At 36.4% G+C, this 15,770-nt stretch carries 16 protein-coding genes; 1 reads left to right on the top strand and 15 read right to left on the bottom strand.

What is annotated here, in order from left to right:
* The first annotated feature begins 48 nt into the window (after positions 1 to 48).
* Entirely contained in the window at positions 49 to 732 is a 684-nt protein-coding gene (locus tag QNH48_RS02485) for a universal stress protein (protein ID WP_481858479.1), read from the top strand.
* 38 nt (positions 733 to 770) lie between these two features.
* Here QNH48_RS02485 and QNH48_RS02480 read toward each other — a convergent pair whose 3' ends face one another.
* The 15 genes from QNH48_RS02480 to QNH48_RS02410 form a co-directional block, all read right to left on the bottom strand.
* On the bottom strand, positions 771 to 1,334 hold the full coding sequence (locus QNH48_RS02480; RefSeq protein ID WP_283953618.1) for a tyrosine-type recombinase/integrase: 564 nt from the start codon (positions 1,332 to 1,334) through the stop codon (positions 771 to 773).
* 181 nt (positions 1,335 to 1,515) lie between these two features.
* Positions 1,516 to 1,815, bottom strand: a complete 300-nt coding sequence (locus QNH48_RS02475; protein ID WP_283953617.1) for a hypothetical protein — start codon at positions 1,813 to 1,815, stop codon at positions 1,516 to 1,518.
* A gap of 299 nt (positions 1,816 to 2,114) precedes the next feature.
* Positions 2,115 to 2,504 (bottom strand): hypothetical protein, encoded by a 390-nt coding sequence (locus tag QNH48_RS02470; protein ID WP_283953616.1) that lies wholly within the window; start codon positions 2,502 to 2,504, stop codon positions 2,115 to 2,117.
* A complete protein-coding gene (locus QNH48_RS02465) occupies positions 2,504 to 3,202 on the bottom strand; it encodes an ABC transporter ATP-binding protein (RefSeq protein WP_283953615.1) in 699 nt (232 codons plus the stop codon). The genes QNH48_RS02470 and QNH48_RS02465 overlap by 1 nt, the downstream gene beginning before the upstream one ends.
* 2 nt (positions 3,203 to 3,204) lie before the next feature.
* Positions 3,205 to 4,260 carry an ABC transporter permease gene (locus QNH48_RS02460; RefSeq protein ID WP_283953614.1) on the bottom strand — a complete coding sequence of 352 codons (1,056 nt, stop codon included), beginning with the start codon at positions 4,258 to 4,260 and terminating at the stop codon, positions 3,205 to 3,207.
* Between the two features lie 140 nt (positions 4,261 to 4,400).
* A complete protein-coding gene (locus QNH48_RS02455) occupies positions 4,401 to 5,777 on the bottom strand; it encodes a HAMP domain-containing sensor histidine kinase (RefSeq protein WP_283953613.1) in 1,377 nt (458 codons plus the stop codon).
* The gene (locus QNH48_RS02450; protein WP_283953612.1) at positions 5,778 to 6,449 is read right to left on the bottom strand and encodes a response regulator transcription factor; all 672 of its coding nucleotides are present in this window, start codon (positions 6,447 to 6,449) and stop codon (positions 5,778 to 5,780) included.
* 5 nt (positions 6,450 to 6,454) lie between these two features.
* A complete protein-coding gene (locus tag QNH48_RS02445) occupies positions 6,455 to 6,982 on the bottom strand; it encodes a YehS family protein (RefSeq protein WP_283955659.1) in 528 nt (175 codons plus the stop codon).
* A gap of 53 nt (positions 6,983 to 7,035) precedes the next feature.
* A complete protein-coding gene (locus QNH48_RS02440) occupies positions 7,036 to 7,743 on the bottom strand; it encodes a M48 family metallopeptidase (RefSeq protein ID WP_283953611.1) in 708 nt (235 codons plus the stop codon).
* Positions 7,744 to 8,409: 666 nt separating this feature from the next.
* A complete protein-coding gene (locus QNH48_RS02435; protein WP_283953610.1) occupies positions 8,410 to 9,672 on the bottom strand; it encodes an MFS transporter in 1,263 nt (420 codons plus the stop codon).
* A gap of 355 nt (positions 9,673 to 10,027) precedes the next feature.
* Positions 10,028 to 10,951 carry a cysteine synthase A gene (gene cysK / locus QNH48_RS02430; RefSeq protein WP_283953609.1) on the bottom strand — a complete coding sequence of 308 codons (924 nt, stop codon included), beginning with the start codon at positions 10,949 to 10,951 and terminating at the stop codon, positions 10,028 to 10,030.
* 141 nt (positions 10,952 to 11,092) lie between these two features.
* A complete protein-coding gene (locus QNH48_RS02425; RefSeq protein ID WP_283953608.1) occupies positions 11,093 to 12,127 on the bottom strand; it encodes a Gfo/Idh/MocA family protein in 1,035 nt (344 codons plus the stop codon).
* Positions 12,128 to 12,139: 12 nt separating this feature from the next.
* On the bottom strand, positions 12,140 to 13,117 hold the full coding sequence (locus QNH48_RS02420; RefSeq protein WP_283953607.1) for an ABC transporter permease: 978 nt from the start codon (positions 13,115 to 13,117) through the stop codon (positions 12,140 to 12,142).
* The gene (locus QNH48_RS02415) at positions 13,110 to 14,624 is read right to left on the bottom strand and encodes a sugar ABC transporter ATP-binding protein (RefSeq protein WP_283953606.1); all 1,515 of its coding nucleotides are present in this window, start codon (positions 14,622 to 14,624) and stop codon (positions 13,110 to 13,112) included. The genes QNH48_RS02420 and QNH48_RS02415 overlap by 8 nt, the downstream gene beginning before the upstream one ends.
* Before the next feature lie 79 nt (positions 14,625 to 14,703).
* The gene (locus QNH48_RS02410) at positions 14,704 to 15,678 is read right to left on the bottom strand and encodes a substrate-binding domain-containing protein (protein WP_283953605.1); all 975 of its coding nucleotides are present in this window, start codon (positions 15,676 to 15,678) and stop codon (positions 14,704 to 14,706) included.
* Positions 15,679 to 15,770 lie beyond the last annotated feature (92 nt).

Here is a 15,770-nt window from a genome sequence, read left to right as displayed (position 1 = left end):
ATCGGGTTTCAGTAATTACGATTCCGAGGTGAACTAAAAGTGAAAAAAATGAAAGAGCGCATGGACGAAAGTATCCTCGTCTGTGTTTATTATGGTCCTAATGGTGAACGTCTCATTCAACGGGGCTGTAAAATTGCCAATATGCTTGATTGTCCACTATACATCCTAACCGTAGATCCTAAACCATTTGATGATTTGGATGCAGAAAAATCAAACTATATTGCAAGATGGAAACAATTAGCTTCCGAGCATAGTGCTGACGCATTTATTATTAAGGATAATGAACAAAGACCGATTTCAAAAGTGATTGCAGAGGTTGCCAGAGAAAAGAACATTACACAAATCATACTCGGTCAAACTGCTCAAAGTCGTTGGGAACAAATCGCTAAGGGGTCGATTATTAACTCTTTACTACGTGAAATTCCATTTGTTGATCTTCATATTATATCTGTGGCCCGTTTCCTAAAAAATCCTGATAGACATTTCGAAAAAGGTGTACGAGCGTATCTTGTTAAGGATAATAATAACTACCGCCTAATCTTTAAACATACAAAGGATATAGAGTTTGAAGGGATTTTCTTTAAGGAATACGGAACTGATTTTAATAATGGTATTTTCAAATTTATGAAAGACAAGGAAACATTACAAGTCCAAGTAAATGAGAATATTGTTAAGGATTTAACAAACGTTGATATGGATACGAACTTATCTTCTGATGATGACTTTTTATAAGGATATCTCCTCCACCCTCGGTTGGAGGTTTTTTCATTTTATAAATTTACATCCAATTTAATCAACGGTTTCTCATTTTTACTTATCCCAATATATCTTAATGTTTCTGATGGGGAATGATGGTGATAAATACTCATTAGAATTGAGATGGCAATCCCTTTTCGATAGGCGTGATAGCCGAATGTTTTTCTAAGAGTATGAGTACCTATTTTACCTGGAATCCCAACCTCTTTTGCGGCTGTATTAATAATTCTGTATGCTTGCTGACGGGTAATTGGCTGATTATTCTTTTTGGACTTAAACAAATAATCACTATCGTTAAAAACATATGTTTTCAAGTAATCCTCAAACGCTAGTTTAACGTTATTATTTAAATAGTAAGCTTTTGTATCATCACTATTGGTTTCCTTTAAATGCAAAAACTCCTTTATCCCCGTTCCATCCCAAATATCCTCAATCTTTATTGAAAGTAAATCACTAATTCTTATTCCAGTATTAATCCCAAGAACAAAAAGCAAAAGGTCTCTTTTTGACTGCTTCCGTAATATTTCTTTTATTGCATTAATACTTTCAACGTCTCTTATAGGCTCAACATACTCCATAGGCGGCCTCCTAGAACCTCCACGAATTCCACTAAATAAGTTACATAACTACAACATAACATAGACTAAGTTACATTACAAACGATTGAATCGGCACTTAATCGAACTTTTCACTAAATATTTTTACAAAAAAATCATCCGTCGTATTGAAGACGGATGACTTCTTCTTTCCTTATCATTTTCAAAAGCACCTTTTTTTATTTAATATAAAAAGAGTTCCTCCAAGTGTAAACACAGAAATATATTTACTTGCTAGAATTAGATAGGAAGTGGTTTGACTATCTAAGGTAATATGAGGAATTAGAAATAGGCCATAAACCACCAACAGACCAAAAGCGAGAATGGAAAAAGCATTTTTAAAAGCTTTATCTATTATTACTTCGCTTTTTTCCTCTTCGGAGTTTGTGAAAATGATAACGGCATAAGCAATGACTAAGATGATAAGATAAGCTAATCCTATAACCGCATAATGGATGTTCATGTTTGATATCCTCCTTTTCAAAAAATGATTTAGAAGTAATCACTCATACGACCAGCCGCCAAAATCTAAAAATATTGTCACGAAACCCAAAACAATTTCTATATACGAAAAGCCCGCCGCAAAAGGACATAATAATCCCAAAGTGACAGACTCCACCCAAAAAACAAATATATAAACGTATAACTTATTTAACCAATTATTATATTTCAATCTTATTATCTCATAAAGATTTATGATTTTGAAGTATATTGTCCTCCCTGTATTTTATTGCTAATTCTTAAAAAAAGTTCCTATCGTATTTATCTTCCTTCAGATTTTTGAGTAAATGTTAATAAGCAAAATAAACCGAAACTAAGTAGCAGTGTCGCCCCGCCGCCAATATAAACGATTAAGTTGACAGTCCTTGGAAGGAAATTAAAAATATTTAGTGCCATCCCTGCTGTTAAACCGACAACTCCAACCACCGCTGAATACACATGTAACGCTGACAGTACTTTCGCACTTGGTTGAAATACCCGATAATAAACTGCCCATGAAAAGATTGAAAGCCATCCGACCACTAATACATGAGCATGTACAGGTCTAAATGCATAATCATACGACCCTGCCATATGTCCTCCCATTAGGGCGCCGATTAAGCCGAAAACAGCTGATAACCTTAATAACAAATTACTATATTTCATATTCATTATATGGATTTCCCCTCTTTTTCTACTAAATTTCCATCCTTCATTGTATAAATACGATCACATAATGACAGAATTTGCTCGTCATGCGTGACTATTATGGCTGCTTTTTTATACTGTTTTACCATATTTGAAATAAGCTTCATAACAGCTAAACTTCTGCTGGAATCTAAACTTGCTGTAGGCTCATCCGCCAAAATAATTTCTGGATGGTTTACGAAAGCTCTTGCAATCGCTGCTCTTTGTTTTTCTCCCCCCGATAGTTGGTGTGGATAGTGCTTTGCTCTGTGGAGTAAACCCACCTTTTCTAGAAGAAGATAGCAAAACCCCTTTGATTCTGCATTCCATTGTTTGGCCATTTTTAGGACGAAAAATAAATTCTCCTCTACATTTAAATAGGGAACAAGATTAGATGTTTGAAAGATATAGCCGATTTGATTCAGTCTTATATTTGCTTTATCCGACTCATTACAATTATTTATATTAACACCATTAACAATTACTTCGCCATCATCAGGTGTTAACAAAGCACCTGCTATCGCAAGAAATGTACTTTTCCCTGACCCAGAAGGACCTATAATCGCAGCTATTTCTCCATTTTTAATTTTAAAAGAAAGGCCCTTTAAGATATCTACTGTTTTATCGCCATCTTCATACATTTTAGTGACACGTTTTAAACTAAGTGGATATTGGCTTTGCATTGTTATTCCATCCTTCCCATTGCCTGAATTGGGTCTGCTTGAATAATATTAAATGTTGATAGTAAACTCCCAAATATGGAAACAATCGCGATGATTCCTGAGAATTTTGCTATTTGAATAGGATCAAATAGGAACGGAATATCCTCCGGAAGAACCAAGAAGATGACCCAGGTAAATCCAACTGCAGCAATCAAACTAATAATCGTCAATATCACGACCTGTAACAGGGTCGATTTACATAGAAAGGCTGTTTTTGCCCCGATGGCTTTCAATATTCCAAACTGATTTGTCTTTTGGATGGTCATGATGTAGAAAAAGGCTGCTAATACGAAAACCGCAATGACAATTAAAAAAGCAAGCATCATAAACAATGAATTTTGCTCTGCTTCATATCCTGGAATTCCTTTCACAACTAGGTCTTTTTCTATCCATACTCCATCATTAACTTTGTTTGAAATATCCTCCATCGAATTCGTGCTATTTTTAACGACAATGGCACTATAGAATGGTTCGATATTAATTTCTTTCCAAGTGTCAAAAGTGATAAAGGCAACAGGTGTATGACTGAAGGTTTGTTCGTTAGTGAACCCAATGACCTCAAGTGAAGCTCCAGATTTTTCATCCCTTACTATCTGACCTATCTTGATTCCTTCTTGCTTTAATGATGCGTCTAGAACCACCTCATTGACTTTATTATTAAAGAATCCTTTTCCTTCTTTAATAATCGGTTCAAGGAAACTTGTTGAATTGATTGCCATTAAAGTCACTTCAATATCCTTATCGGATTTTTCTATACCAATTGAAGTCATACTGACACCGAGGGGCTGCAAGTTAGCAGAAAAAATGTCCTCACTAATTTCTCCCATCTTTATCTTAGAACGATCAATACGGTTCTCAGAATCTTTATCAAGAAAGAAGGATTCTGCGTTAATTTTTTTTATTGAGGAGGCATTGTCCATAGACAAACCATTTGCTAGACCACTAATAATAAAAACTAAGGATGCAACAAAAAACAATATAAATAAGATGAGTAAATATCGAACCTTGTAAAAGGTCATTTCCTTTATGGAATGAGATAACAAAAAAATTCACCTTCCCTTTCATGATTTCATAAGGAGTGTACCTAATGAATATGAACGGACGATGAATTTGAAATTACAATTCTGTAGGTTACTAGTGCTTGGCCCTGGTAACTTAATTATTTTGGAAGTATAACTGTAAAGTTAGTGCCAATGTCTTTTACACTTTCCACTACTATTTTTCCTCGATGCAATTGTACAATACTTTGAACGATGGAAAGCCCCAATCCCGTTCCTTCAACCGCTTTAGACCTGGATGGATCTGCACGGTAAAAACGATCATATATTCGCTCTATTTGTGAACTTTCCAATCCGATTCCTGAATCCTTAAATTGGACTTCAATGTAGTCATTCAAGCTCGTTACAATAATATCGATACTGCCATTCTCCACATTATATTTTATTGCATTGGTTAATAGGTTTTCCCACACCGAATATAACAAAAAAGGATCCCCCGTCATTTTTGTCTCTGGAAGTGAGTAGCTTAACATAAGCTCCCTTTCGTTTATTCTCCAGCTAAATTGCTGAATAACACTTTTAATTTGTTCTGCCACATCGAATTCTTTTACATCTATCAACTCCTTCTTGCTCTCTATCGAAGAGAGAAGAAGCAGCTGTTTTGAAAGATTAGATAATCGATTGATTTCTGAATGAATGACTTTTATGTAATTTTGCCTTTTCTCCTTGGAAATTCCCTCATCATCTAATAAATTCAAATAGCCTTTTATGTTCGTGAGCGGTGATTGGATATCATGGGAGACGTTAGAAATAAACTCTTTTCTCAACTTATCTACTTTTTCCAACTTTCTTGACATATTCATAAAGCTTCCAGCCAAGTCTCCTATTTCATCTTTTCGATTAATATCCAAATGAATCGTGAAATTACCCTCAGATAATATTTTTGTTGCCTGATTTAATTTAACAACCGGATTTACTAAGAATTTTGAGCCTATTAATACAAATAAAATACTTAATAAAATGGAAGTAAGCAAGAGCCAAGCAAACAATAAATGCATCTCATTAAACATCAGTTTAATATCCGGACGGATGAATAGGGCAAATTTTCGTTGTTGGTATGTAAACGGAACTCCAACTGTATTCTTTAATTCATTTGCAAAGAATCCAGTAACAAATGTCTTATGTGGAAATTGATTAATACCATGATAGATTTCACCAGCAATAACCGTGTCCATTGCCTTTTTTGATAGGGTTGTATCCCTATATGCATTCCCGAAAAACTGCTCCACTCCATCATCATTTACGATATATATCTGATAACCAATCAATCCTATATGATTTAAGTAATTGTTCAAATTAATGTTAGGATCCTTCTGAATATATTTTGAAATCTCTAATGCAAAATTTGTGATTTTATCATCATTTTGAGGTTTAAGGGAGTGTTGATAATACAAATTTGAAATAACAAAGGATAAAACTCCACTTAGCACCATAATGAATATGGTCGTAAGAGCAAACTTACCATAAAGAGATTTCATTTATTGGACCTCCAAGGAGTAGCCTACACCTCTTATGGTCTTGATGGAAAACGCTTCAGATACATGCTTAAACCTTTCTCTTAAACGTTTAATATGAACGTCAACTGTTCTTTCGTCTCCTTCATATTCCAATCCCCATACTTGCTCAATCAATTGATTTCGATTGAAAACCTGATTTGGGTGGGAGGCCAGGAAATACAATAGATCGAATTCCTTTAAAGGTAACATATACGTCTTTTGAGCTATTTCCACTTCATAGCTCTTTTTATTAATAAAAAGATTTCCTATTTTTATATCGGATTCATTCAATCTTCCGTACCTTCTTAGCAGCGCATTTACCCTAAAAAGCAATTCCTTCGGCTCAAAAGGTTTTACTAAATAGTCATCTGTCCCTGAGCGATATCCCTTTTCCTTATCTTCAATTTGGCTTTTGGCAGTAAGCAAAATGATGGGGATATCATTGATTTTGCGGAGTTCTTCGGTCAAGCTGTACCCATCCATTTTCGGCATCATAATATCTATGATAGCCAAGTCGCATAATTCCTTCTCAATAAGCCTTAGTCCCTCTACTCCATCTGCTGCCTCTACAACCTTGTAGCCTTCTTTCATTAATAAATCCTTAACTAGATAACGGATATGCTGATCATCATCAACAACAAGAATACTCTTCATGCAACTCACCTATATACAATGGCTAAGCCCTTCAAGAAATTTCTGGCGTATTTATCAAGGCACTGCTTATAATTCTTATGACCTTCTTTTCTTAATATCGCGCTTAATTCACCTTTTGTTACGGTAATTCCTGCTTTTTCAAATATATCGAGCATATCCTCACTTGTTAATGCCAACGCTATCTTCAGCTTCTTTAATAGCATATTATTAACACTTTCTTTACTCTTTGTGTTTACTTGAATATCAGGTTGTCCTGGCCTTGGTTCTTGTTTGCCTCTTTTAAAAGTAATAAAACCATTTAAAAAAGACTCTACCATACTATTCGTACATTTAATGTAATCTTCATCTTCTGTTGAATCATTATAGTAATCATCTTCGTCATCGTAACTGTCTTTTGGTTTTGTCAGTATTTTGAGTACATCCTCTTTTGTTACATCAATGCCGCCAAGTTTAAATATCTCTACCATATCGGTATTTTTTATATCCAGTGCATACCGTAATCGAATTAATATATCATTATTCTCCATTTTTATAATCCTCCAATATAATTGCTATTTGCCTAGCACAAGTATATCCGTTTCAAATGTTAAACAGTCATTTTCCAACTTGATAAAGCTAACCAGTTCTCCTGCTCCTCATAATCTGGGATTATTTTACCCACAAGGCGCCAAAAGGAGCGATCATGATTCAGATGGACCATATGGCACATTTCGTGAACGACTACATAGTCAATCACCTTCTGTGGTGCCATCGCCAGTTTCCAATTAAATGTCAACTGCAGCTTGGAATCACAGGTTCCCCAGTTCGTCTTATTATCTGTAATACGGATAGAGCGTGGTTTTACTTTAAAGTTGCTTTGAAAGGAACGAATACTCTTTTCTACTAACATTTTGCACTGCTGGTAGTAAAATCGTTTCAAAGCTTGTTTTACTTTTTCATCTTCAAGTTGTTTCACAAATATATGTAACTTCTCCTCTTCAAAAACTGCATAGTCTTGTTGTACTTCCGTATCTTGAGTAATCTGAATGGGATATTCATTTCCTAAATAAAGAAAGCTCTCGCCATGTTCATAGGCCTTTGCCGTTGGTCCAAGGGATCTAGCCTTCATTTCTTTTAGCTTTAGCTGAATCCAATCCCATTTTCCCTCTAATGCTAGAATCACTCGTTCATCGGATATCCCCTTAGGAACGTGTACTTCAACATATCCATTACTATCTATATGAATGCTCATCGATGTACGCTTTTTATACTTTACCTCAAATCTAATTGTCTGACCTAAATAGGTATGAATCATCTTATCACCTCAAGACCAAGGGAAAGACCATGGGGACGGTTCTCCTGGCCAAAAATTTCAAAAAAAAGTTAGAGTAGAAGTAATAATTCTACTCTAACTCAATAATGATTGTAAACAAGCGTACTCTTCTACTATTATATATAGACTGTTTCTTTGTTAGCAATTTCCAAAGATAATACTTTTATTAAAACCTATATATCAACAAAATTCATTGCGATTATTTGTTAATTAAACGTTTGATTAAAACAGCCTCTAATCGCTTCATAACTTGATTTAACTCATTTAAACAGAAATAAAATTGTCGATTACACCCCAGTTAAGCGTTCATCACTTTAATAAAAACATTTAATTCTACATTAACTCCTATAAATCCACTTACCTGCTAATGAAATTCATTAATTAAACGTTTGATTGAAAACAGGTGGAAGCTCTTCTTTAAAGCAGTTCGCGGCTAATTTCCCATGCAATAATTGTCGAGGAAATAATTACTTTTTTATTAAACAACTGATTATTCTCTCTGTAAAAACTAAAAAGCAACAAACTATATCAATTTCCTCATATTTCGATATCAATCAAACGTTTGATTAGATTCATAATAAATCCCTTTATATCAACGGTTCTAGCGAAAAAGTGAGTAGGAATTTTAGCGGAATTCCACAAGAAATCTCAGCTTCCTTTTGGTTTTTCTGCTTCCCTTCGCTTTTCCTTTATACAACTTACCCCAATCAGGCCAATCATAGAAAAGATAACTGGAGTAATGAAACCGTAGAAGTATCCATCACCCATACTGCCTGAAGCAAGCTGAAAATGATCTAATACCATTCCAAAAATACTTGGCAGCAGGACCGCACTTAAGAAACCGCCCGTATTCGCAAACCCAGAGACAACGCCAGAATCAATTATAGGAAATGATTGACGGACGACAGCAAAGGTTAAGGCACTTGCTCCATACCCAAAGCCAATAATGAAAAACAGCATAATGAGCATGAATAATGGGGGATTCCCTTTAAATAAAAGAAATGTTGCCCAACACAATAAAATAGTGCTATGAACAACAACATATGGCTTTTTAATTGTTTCCAACCGGCTTGAAAGCCAACTAGTCAGTGGAGCACCCATAAGTGCCCCAATCATACCAACCATAATGAGTTGACTTGCATCTGATCGTGTCATTCCATACACATTCATCCCAAAAGGTACCGCCCACGAACCGATAAATCCTACATACGCGCCGACTATTCCAAAATGGCAAAAGAATAAAGCCCAAGCTTGCCGGTTCGAAAAAATTCTACGGAGTAATGAGATGGTTTTTTCACGATGAATTTCATCTTTTACAACTGCCGATTCATTAAGTTGTTTTGTTTTTTTTATAAGGACAAAATAAAGGAGGATCCCACATAGAAACAATAATAGTCCCACTGAAAAAAATGCTGGCCTCCAGCCTAGTAAACTAATCCACGTGGTGAACGGGACAGTTGCCAAGAGGAATCCAAGACTTCCGGCCATTCCCGCGAAGCCTATTAAACGTACAAATTCCTTCACTTTAAACCACTGTCCTAGAATCAATACCATATTAACCCAAATAGTCGCATCCCCTGTCCCTGTCAGTATTCTGGCAAAAAACAGGACAAATTCATGCGTCCCCAAACTGTAAATAATTGTACCTAAACCCGTAAGGATTGCACCTATAATAAGAAAAAAGTTGGGTCCATACCGATCAGCCAGAATACCCATCGGAATTTGCAATCCCGTGTATACAAAAAATTGAATACTGGTCAGTAATCCAATTGTTGATGCAGTTACATTAAACTCCCTCATTACTTGGTCTGTGATTAATCCCGGAGCGGTTCGTTGGCTCGCCATTAACAAATAAGTGAACAAAACAGAAGCAAATACAACCCATCTAAATCGGCTATTTTGTTTGTCCATGATTTCTACTCCTGTTAGCAGCTTTTACTCTTATATATATGGATTTTCTGTTAAGTTAGAAACACAGGTTAAAAAATCAAAAAAAGCAACCCCCTTCAAGGGTAGTTGCCTTTACTCTTATAGTGACCGTAGCACCTGCATTTTCTTTGTTTCGGTCACTATAGAGCTCTTATAATTACCATGGCGCCTGCATTTTTTTCATTTCGGTCACTATAGAGCTCTTATAGTGACCGTGGCACCTACATTTTTTTCGTTTCGGTCACTATAAAGCTCTTATAATGACCGTGGCACCTGCATTTTTTTCGTTTCGGTCACTATAGAGCTCTTGTAGTGATAGTTAAACGCATGTAAAAAATCAGGCCAAAAATAAGTCAGAGGACAGATAACGTTCTCCCGTGTCCGGCGCTAAGCAAAGAACTCTAGCAGAGGATGGCAGTTTTTTGGCTACCTCGACAGCAAAATACGCAGAAGATGCTCCTGACGCACCTACAAAGATCCCTTCTTCTGAAGCAAGCCGGCGTGCCGTCACTTGGGCATCTTCATCCTTAATAAGCAAAATCTCATCAAAAATAGAACGATTTAAAATTGTTGGTATAAAGCCCGGCCCTGTTCCTGGAATTTTATGTGGGCCAGGTTCACCGCCTGATAACACAGGGGATCCAAACGGTTCTACTACATAAATTTTTAAATTTGGAATATGCTTTTTCAACTCTTCCCCTACCCCTGTTACCGTTCCGCCTGTGCCTGCTGTCAACACAAGAGCGTCCAAATTCCCATCAAAAGCTTCTAGAATCTCAACTGCAGTCGTTTCACGATGTGCATCGGCATTTGCAGGATTCTCAAATTGCATGGGAATAAAACTATCATTAAATGTTTCAGCCAATCGATTTGCTTCCTCAATCGCTCCTTGCATTCGCAAACTTGCTGGAGTTAAATGAACTTCCGCCCCATACGCTTTTAAAATTTTCACACGCTCAAGAGTCGCATTATCAGGCATCGTAATAATACAACGATATCCTTTTACCGCACATACCATAGCAATTCCAATACCAGTATTACCAGAAGTCGGCTCGATAACGGTACTCTTTCCTGGAATTAACTTTCCCTCTTTTTCTGCACGTTCAATCATAGTAATGGACGCACGATCTTTTACACTTCCTCCAGGGTTAAACGATTCCAACTTTATGTAAACTTCCCCGCCCACTGGACCAGGTAATTTATTCAATTTAACAATCGGAGTTTTTCCGATTAAATCAAGAATTGAGCTGTAAAGTTTCACTGCCTTTCCGCCTTTCGATATAAATTAATAAAAATCCCCAATGGTAACTCCTTATAGGGGAATACAACTATCATTATACCCTTAATCATAAAAAAAAGGATTAGACACTACTCATAGTAGGCTCTAACCCTTTTACCATTTTTATATAGTAACAACAGTATTCGTTTCCGCAGCCTCTATAATACCTACTATCACTTTTAAAGAAGACAGAGCATCAGTCCCTGATACTAACGGTTCTCGGTTGAGGCGAACACAGTTAATAAATTCATCGATGACACCACTATTTGTCTGATTATCATTTGTTTGGATGCTTTCGATTTGATAACGGACCTTCTCACCATTATCGTGAATCACTTCTAATTGGTATTCATGATTGTAATAGATTTTTAGAATCCCTTTTTCAAAGTAGATGATGGTGCTATTATCTTCCTCTCCATAATAGGTCCAGGAAAAAGAAGCATTGCCTAAACGTCCTTTTTTCGTTTTTAAACTACAAACGATGTTGTCGGATACTTCAATCGGATGACCATTTTCATCTACTTTATCCAAAGCCCCTTGAAATGCACTGACTTGCTCAATTTCGTCATCTAGTAAGAAATGGATTAAATCAATTTTGTGAATCCCTAAATCTCCGGCTACACCAAGACTTGAACGCTCTTTTTTAAAAAACCATGTAGAGTTTGATTTATTGACACCCCATTGTTCCGGTCCAGAGTGTCCGAAATTTGTTTTAAAGGTAAGGACTTTTCCAAGCTCTTCATTTTTAATTATTTCTTTTGCCTTTTGATGAGCCCTTGTGAACCTTTGGTTATGATCGACCATTAATTTATTCCCTGATTTTTTTTGAGCTTCGATAATTTCCTGAGCTTGCTCCACTGTTAATGAAATAGGTTTCTCACATAATACATGCTTTCCATTCAGCAAGGCTTTCGTCGAATAGATGTGATGATACTCATTCGATGAGCAGTCACTAATCACTTGTACTTCAGGATCCTCTAGCAGTTCTTCAACTGTTTGAGCAACACAGCCGCCAAACAGATTTGCTAATGTATACGCTCTTTCTGGATTTCGGTCATAAAAAACAATTTCATCTACAAAAGGATTGGCTTTATATTCAGGCGCATGCCGTAACTTTGTAATGGAGCCGCATCCAATAATACCTGCTTTTATACCCAACTGCTTTTCCTCCTACTCTCTCTTTTGGAATACTACTGCGATGATAATAATTAATCCTTTTACAAACCCTTGGAGATGTGGAGAAACGTTCATTAAGTTCATCATATTATTCAAAATACCTAAGATTAGCACACCAAAAAATGTACCCATAATCTTACCACGGCCGCCAGTCATTCTTGTACCTCCAATGATAACAGCCGCAATCGCATCTAATTCATATTGAACGCCTGAACTTGAAGAAGAAATTGAGTTTAATCTAGAGGTTTCAATGATTGCTGCTACACTCACAAGTAATCCTACCAAGGTATAGACACCCATTTTCACTCGGTCTACTCGGATTGCTGAAAGAAGTGCTGCTTTCTCATTACTGCCGAGGGCATATACATAACGTCCAAAACGCGTCTTATGCATTAAAATATATACAAGTGCTGTCATAGCAAAGAAAATAATAACAGGAAAGTCAAATATCCATAAATCACTATTTGCAATGGCTGTGAAGCTAGAAACTTCCCCTGAAATACTGCCTCCTTCTGCAATATACAGGGCAATCGATCTCGCCGCAGCCATCATTCCCAGGGTCGCAATAAACGAAGCAATTCTCCCTTTTGCTACCATTAATCCATTTAAGAATCCTGCGAATGAGCCTACTACCAATGCCGTTAAGATAGCAACCAAAATGCTGCCAGTTGCATTTAAGGCTAAAACAGTTATAACACCAACGAATACCAGAACGGATCCAACCGATAAGTCAATTCCGCCAGAAAGCATAACAACGGTCATACCTAAAGCTACAATGCCAATAATCGAAACTTGCATTAATATATTCAGCTGGTTATTGATATCTAAAAATCTAGGATTCATTATCGCTGCAGCAATAAAAATTACTAAGAAGGCAATAATGACGCTATACTCGGACCATAGCCAAGAGAGGCGACCTTTTGTAGTTGAGGTTTGCTGATTTGGTTGTTTGATTGTATTTACATTAGCCAATTTTATCGGCCTCCCTCTTTGAGCCAGTTGCATAACTCATAATCTCATCTTCTGTTACTTGTTCTCCCTTAAATCGGGCTGTGATTTCCCCTTGGTACATGACATAGATGTGATGACAAATCTTTTGTACTTCAGGTGCCTCTGAGGATAGAATAATAACAGCTTTTCCTTGTTCAGCTAATGACACGATTTGCTGATAAATCTCTTGCTTCGCCCCAACATCAATCCCCTGTGTTGGATTATCAAAAATAATGATATCTGTATCTACCTCAAGCCATTTAGCAATAATGACTTTTTGTTGATTTCCACCACTTAGCTTATCAATCGTTATACGTGGATTGTGAACTTTAATGTTCAGCTTATCCTTATAATAGTAGAATTTCTCCCTTTCCTGTCTATCTTGGATAAAGCCCGATTTTTCAAAATGTCCGATGGACGATAAACTCATATTATGAATAACGCTTAAATCTTTAATGATTGCATTTTCTTTGCGATCCTTTGGAACAAGACCTAACCCTGCCCTTACCGCTTTTCGTGGATGATCTATTTTCACCAGCTGGTTATTAATTTTTATTTCACCAGTGTATTTCTTTCGATAACCAAATAAGCTTTCAAAAAGCTCTGTTCTGCCATCACCAGCTAAGCCGGTAAAGCCTAATATTTCACCTTTCCTGAGGGTGAAGTTAATATTTTTATATAATCCTTGACTCGTTAAGTTTTTCACTTCTAAAACAACTGGTCCAAACGAATTATTTTGAACTAATCTTTCTTGAGAAATAGATTTACCAACCATAAGTTTGGTGATCGTATCTAAATTCTCATTTTCAATGCTTCCAGTCCCAACAAGTTCTCCATCACGCAAAACCGTATAAGTGTCGCAAACTTCCTTAATTTCCTTTAACTTATGAGAAATATAAATAATAGACACTCCAGAATTCTTTAGGTTCCTCATTAATTCAAATAAACGTTTGACTTCATGTTCTGCTAGTGATGTTGTAGGTTCATCCATAATAATTAGTTTTGATTTATGTAGAAGCGCCTTTGATATTTCAATTAATTGTTTGTATGAGGTTTCTAGATTTCTTACATATTCCTTCGGATTGATATCCACACCGAGTTTTGCTAGGATTTCATTTGTTTGTCGGCACATCTCTTCTACTTTTAGAAATCCTACTTTATTTCGAAGCTCTGAACCTAAAAACATATTTTCATAGACTCTGAGATCAGCGACCACATTAAGCTCTTGATGGATGAAGCTAACACCTTGTTCCTGAGATACTCTTGGATTAGACATTTTTACATCCTGACCATTAATGTGAATAGAGCCATTGTCGGGTTGATGAACACCACCTAAAATGTTCATCAGTGTAGATTTTCCGGCACCATTTTCACCTAACAAAGCATGAATTTCGCCCTCTGCGACGGTTAGCGATACTTTTTTCAATACAGGGACACCGTTAAATGCTTTTTCAATGTTGTTCATTGTCAAAAAAGGACTTGTAGTCATGGCGCTTTCATCCCTCCTTTTTAGGAAAAGAGGAAATACAATAATTGTATCTACAATCATTGTATCTCCCATCCATTATTTAGAATTTTGATTCTGAATCATAGAACTCATCAACGTTATCTTTTGTAACTTGAGTAGCTTCTTTTACGACCATTGATTCTGCTGGTTTATTACCTTTTGCAATGTCTGCTGCGATTTTAACCGCATCTTCAACCATTGTTGGTGAGTATAAGAAGGTAGCTGTAATTAAGCCATCCTCTTTAATGTCTTCAAATACAGCCTTTCCGCCGCCAGCACCTGTTACGAATTGAATATCTTTACGTCCAGCTTCTTTAATCGCTTGGAGTACACCAAGAGCCATTCCATCATCCTGTGTGAACACAGCATCGATTTCCGGATGCGCTTGTAAAATATTTTGCATAACTTCTAGTGATTTTTCAGTTGAGAAATCTCCACTTTGTGAAGCGACAACTTCAATGTCTGAGCTTTCCATTGCTTCTTTAAAACCTGCCCCACGTTGTTCTGTAACAGAGCTTGGCGGTCCAGTGATTTCAACCACTTTTCCTTTTCCATTTAACTTTTCTACAAAGTATTTACCTGCATTTACACCGATACCTTCATTGTCACCTTTTACAACCACAGTAGCCGCATCATTTTCAAGCTCACGGTCAACAATGACTAAAGGAATACCTGCATCTTTAACTTTTTGTCCTACAGGGGATAGTGCTGCAGATTCGATTGGAAGCATCACGATAACATCCACATCTTGAGCGATTAAATCATCAACGTCATTAGCTTGTTTATTTGGATCAGCAGCATTTGTCATCACGTACTCAATGCCATCACTTTCTTTCAGTGCTTTTGCTTGCTTTTCAGCACTATCAATTAAAGCGCCCATCCAACCATGTGTTGCAGCGGGTAAAGAAATACCGATTTTTAGTGTGTCATCATCTTTCCCACTTTCGGAACTTCCTGATTCGCTGTTACAGGCTACCAAACTAAACATTGTTACTAAAGACAAAATTAAGACTAGAAATTTCTTCAAAACCTTCACCCCTTTGTTTTTTTAAAAGGCTCTCCCTATATGTACTGTAATCGATTACATTCACATCTAAGGTCAGCGGTCTACTATTACATTTAGTATTA

The organism is Neobacillus sp. YX16 (assembly GCF_030123505.1).
Lineage (GTDB): Bacteria > Bacillota > Bacilli > Bacillales > Cytobacillaceae > Neobacillus.
This window is presented reverse-complemented; position numbering and strand designations above follow the sequence as displayed.